The 4,467-nt window shown below is 71.9% G+C and carries 4 protein-coding genes and 2 pseudogenes; 4 read left to right on the top strand and 2 right to left on the bottom strand.

Going from position 1 to position 4,467, the window contains the following annotated elements; genetic code table 11:
* Positions 1 to 867, bottom strand: a pseudogene (locus tag AC2W7M_RS20385) (DUF58 domain-containing protein); the annotation flags it as partial.
* A 10-nt stretch (positions 868 to 877) separates the two neighbouring features.
* Complete coding sequence (locus AC2W7M_RS20390; protein ID WP_486134454.1) at positions 878 to 1,879, bottom strand: AAA family ATPase; 1,002 nt, start codon at positions 1,877 to 1,879, stop codon at positions 878 to 880.
* Between the two features lie 177 nt (positions 1,880 to 2,056).
* On the opposite strand from AC2W7M_RS20390, the pseudogene AC2W7M_RS20395 reads away from it, so the two are divergent.
* The 4 genes and pseudogenes from AC2W7M_RS20395 to AC2W7M_RS20410 all read left to right on the top strand — a co-directional run.
* Positions 2,057 to 2,688: pseudogene (locus AC2W7M_RS20395) on the top strand (DUF1285 domain-containing protein).
* A gap of 22 nt (positions 2,689 to 2,710) precedes the next feature.
* The gene (locus AC2W7M_RS20400; RefSeq protein WP_486134456.1) at positions 2,711 to 3,439 is read left to right on the top strand and encodes a CoA pyrophosphatase; all 729 of its coding nucleotides are present in this window, start codon (positions 2,711 to 2,713) and stop codon (positions 3,437 to 3,439) included.
* Positions 3,436 to 3,696: a DUF6111 family protein gene (locus AC2W7M_RS20405; RefSeq protein ID WP_486134458.1), complete on the top strand. Its 261-nt coding sequence runs from the start codon at positions 3,436 to 3,438 to the stop codon at positions 3,694 to 3,696. Before AC2W7M_RS20400 ends, AC2W7M_RS20405 begins: the two co-directional genes overlap by 4 nt.
* On the top strand, positions 3,693 to 4,467 hold a 775-nt coding region (locus AC2W7M_RS20410; RefSeq protein WP_486134459.1), incomplete at its 3' end, for a CCA tRNA nucleotidyltransferase. The genes AC2W7M_RS20405 and AC2W7M_RS20410, both read left to right, overlap by 4 nt.

Genomic DNA, 4,467 nt, shown 5'->3' on the forward strand with positions numbered 1-4,467 from the left:
TGCGCATGTGGAGCGCCAGCAGCAGGTCGCTGGCCGGCGGTCGGTGCGGTGGACCGTGAAGCTCCAGCCCGCCCGCTGCGCGGCGACGCGGATGCGCGCGCGGTGCTCGACGAGCTTCAGGTCGTATTCGGCGCGCCAGCTCTCGGCGCGGCCCACGGTGAGGCGCCCGCCGCCCTCCGGCTCCTCGAACTCGATGCGGCCGGAGAAGGGGAAGGTCTCCTCGGAGGGATCGACGATCTGCACCACATGGCCGTGCGCGCCCGAGGCGGCGAGGTCGTGGATGCGTTCCGCGATCTCGGCCGCCGGGCTCCAGAAGTCGCCGAGCAGCACGATCTCCGACATGGGGGAGGGGCCGAAGGCGGGCGGCAGGCTCGCCGGCAGCTCGGGCGCGAGGATCACCGCCTCCGCCATGCGCTCGACGATGCGGCGGTTGGCGGAGGGGCGCATCAGTTCGGGCACGCCCACCCGCTCGCCGCCCTTCACCAGCAGGTCGGCCAGCGCGAAGGCGATGACCAGCGCCCGCTCGCGCTTGGGCGGCAGCTTGTGGGTGGCGTAGCTCATGGAGGCGGAGAGATCGGGCCAGATCCACACCGTGTGGGCAGCGTCCCATTCGCGCTCGCGCACATAGAGATGGTCGTCGCGCGCCGAGCGGCGCCAGTCGACGCGGGCCGCCGGCTCGCCATCGACGAAGCGCCGGTACTGCCAGAAGTTCTCGCCCATGCCCGAGCGCCGGCGCCCGTGCAAACCGTGCTGCACGTTGGAGGCGATGCGGCGCGCCTCCAGCACCAGCCGGGGCATGGCGGCCACCAGTTCGGAGGCGGATTGCGCGGCGGTCTCGACGGCGGCGCGGGCTGGGTCTGTCACGATCTCCGCGTCCTCAGCCGAGGCGCTCGGTGAGGCGCTTGACGATGCGCGCCACGCTCTCGCCTTCCGCTCGGGCGGCGAAGGTAAGCGCCATGCGGTGCTTCAGCACCGGCTCGGCCAGCGCCACCACGTCGTCCAGCGAGGGGGCGAAGCGCCCGTCCAGCAGCGCGCGGGCGCGCACCGCCAGCATCAGCGCCTGCGAGGCGCGCGGACCCGGGCCCCAGGAGATGAAGCGCTGTTCGGGCCCTTCGGCGGAGGGACGGGCGGAGCGCACGAGGGTGAGGATCGCCTCCACCACGCTCTCGCCCACCGGCAGGCGGCGCACCAGGCGCTGGGCGGCGAGCAGGTCCTCGACGCTCATGGCGGCCCGGGGCTTCTGCTCCTCCGCGCCGGTGGTCTCGAACAGGATGCGCCGCTCGGCGTCCCGGTCGGGATAGTCCACGTCGATCTCCATCAGGAAGCGGTCGAGCTGGGCTTCCGGGAGCGGATAGGTGCCTTCCTGCTCCAGCGGGTTCTGGGTCGCGAGCACGTGGAAGGGCTTGGGCAGATCGTGGCGCTCGCCGGCCACCGTGACGTGGTATTCCTGCATTGCCTGCAGCAGCGCCGACTGGGTGCGCGGCGAGGCGCGGTTGATCTCGTCCGCCATCAGCAATTGCGCGAAGATCGGGCCGCGGATGAAGCGGAAGGCGCGCTTGCCGCCGGCGCTCTCTTCCAGCACCTCGGCGCCGAGGATGTCGGAGGGCATCAAATCGGGCGTGAACTGCACGCGCCGGGCGTCGAGCCCGAGCACCGTGCCCATGGTCTCCACCAGCTTGGTCTTGGCGAGGCCGGGAACGCCCACCAGCAGCGCGTGGCCGCCGGCCAGAATGGTGATGAGCGCCTGTTCCACCACCGTTTCCTGGCCGAAGATGACCGAGGAAATGGCGGTCCGCGCCGCCCGCACATGGGCGCCGGCCGCTTCCGCATTGCGGACGATCATCTGGTCAAGGTCGAACGTCTCGCTGGCTGACGACATCTACGCTTCTCCGTCTCCCGGACAGGCTCGCCGCCAAAAGCGGCAAGAAAAGGCCCCGGAGGATGACCCCCGCCTTCGAGCCTTGCAAAGGTCGCGCCAGCCGGAATGGGAGCTTACGATAAGATGGCGCCGCGTCGAGGCCCTGCGAAGGCGGCGGCGGGACACTTTGCTCACGTCATCGCGAGGAGGCCCCATGAGTGGTTCCGACGAGGCCGCGCCACCGCCCGCACCTGCCGCCGCAGGCGGGCGGCTCGACGCGCTGCTGTCGGCGGTGCGCGCGGCCGGCGGCCGGGGTCCGGCCCGGTGGAGCTGTGGGATCCGCCCGATTGCGGCGACATGGACATGCGCATCGCCGCCGACGGCACGTGGTTCTATGGCGGTACGCCGATCGGCGGCCGGCTTTGGTGCGGCTGTTTGCCTCGGTGCTGACGCGCGAGGGGGCGCGCTTCGTGCTCAAGACCCCTGCCGAGAAGATCGGCATCAGAGTGGATGACGCGCCTTTCCTGGCGGTGGACATGGCGCGGGAGGAAAGCGAAAGCGGGCCGGTCCTGGTGTTCCGCACCAATCTGGACGACCTCGTGCGCTGCGGCCCCGGCCACGGTCTGCGCTTCGTCCCGGGAGCCCAGGAGGGGGAGGTTATCCCCTATATCCACGTGCGCCGCGGCCTCGACGCGCGGCTGACGCGCGCGCTCGCCTTCGACCTCGCGGCGCTGGGAGAGGTGCGCGATCAGGCCGGGACGCCTATGTTCGGGGTCGCCTCGTCCGGCGAGTTCTACCCCATGCTGCCCGCCAGCGCGGTCGGCCTTTGACCCATGCGGCCCCTGAGGAACGATGAGCGAACCCTTCTTGCCCGGTGAGCGCCGGACCGAGGACGCGGACGGCGCGGCGACGCGCGCGCCAGCCGGTGTGCCCGCCGGCGGCGCCTTCAGCCTCCAGGATTTCCTGGACCGCGCCGCGCGCGGACTGAGGCCGACGCCGCCGGATGTCTTCACGCTCGACTCCTATCCGGCGGTCAACGGCGACCATGCGCTCTCGCCCGAATGGCACGGCGAGCCGCCGAAGCGCGCGCCGCGCCATGCCGCCGTGCTGGTGCCGGTGATCGCCCGGCCCGAACCCTCGATCCTGCTGACGCTGCGCTCGGCGCACCTGTCCACCCATGCGGGCCAGATCGCCTTTCCCGGCGGCCGGGTGGACCCCGGGGACAAGGACGAGGTGGACGCCGCCTTGCGCGAGGCGCGCGAGGAGGTGGGGCTCGACAGCGCCTTGGTGCGCCCGCTCGGCTTTCTCGACGGCTATCTCTCGCGCACCGACTTCTGGATCGTGCCGGTGGTGGGGATGGTGGACCCGTCCTTTGCGCTCCGGCTCAATCCGGACGAAGTGGACGAGGCGTTCGAGGTGCCGCTCTCCTTCCTCATGACGCCCGGCAACCACGAGCGGCAGGCGCGCGAATGGCGCGGCACGCTGCGCCATTTTTATGCCATGCCCTATGAAGGCCGCTTCATCTGGGGCGCCACCGCCGGCATGCTGCGCAACCTCTATGAGCGGGTCTACGGCCCATGATCCGGTCGCTCCTGATCGAACTGGCGCTCTTCCTCGCGCCCTTCGTCATCTACGGCGCGCTGATGCTGGCGACGCGCGGGTCGCTGGTGCCGGAGAACTGGTCCGCCCGCGCGCTGGCGCTGCTCTCGGTGGCGGCGATCGCATTGATGGTGGCGGGGCTGTTCGTGTTCGAGCACGGCCGCAGCGCCGATCCGGGCAAGCGCTACGTGCCGGCCGAGATGCGCGACGGGCAGTTCGTGCCGGGCCATTTCGAATGAGCGGGCGGCCGCTCGCCGGCGCCGCCTTCTGGGGCCAGCCCGGCCTCCACGATCTCCTTTTGCTGCTGAACCGCGACGGCGAAGAGGCGCGCGTGGTCGGCGGCGCCGTGCGCAACGCTCTGCTGGGGCAGGCGGTGTCCGAGGTGGACATCGCCACCACGGCGCTGCCGGAGGTGGTGAGCGCGCGGGCGCGGGCGGCCGGCCTCAAGGCGGTGCCGACCGGCATCGCGCACGGCACGGTGACCGTTGTGGTCGGCCATCACGCCTTCGAGGTCACGACGCTGCGGGAAGACACCGAGACCGACGGGCGGCGGGCGGTGGTGCGGTTCGGCCGCTCCTGGCGCCACGATGCGGAGCGGCGCGACTTCACCATCAACGCGCTCTACGCCACCGCCGAGGGGGCGGTGATCGACCTGGTGGGCGGCCTCGCCGATCTCGCCCATCGCCGGGTGCGCTTCATCGGCGATGCGGACGCGCGCATTCGCGAGGATTATCTGAGGGTTCTGCGGCTGTTCCGGTTCCACGCCTTCTATGGCGCGGGGGCGCTCGATCGGGAGGCGCTGGCGGCGGCGGTGCGGGGGCGGGCGGGGCTGCTCGGACTGTCGCGCGAGCGGGTGCGGGCGGAATTGCTGAAGCTCCTCCTGGCCCCCGGGCGCGGCGCCGACGCTGGCGGTCATGAGCGATTGCGGGCTGATCCAGCCGCTGCTGGCGGGCCTCGCCGATGCCGCGCTTTTCGCGCGCTCGGCGCCGCCGAGGCGCGGCACGGCGTGC

The organism is Xanthobacter sp. BG11Y11_SDJG, from assembly GCF_057364445.1.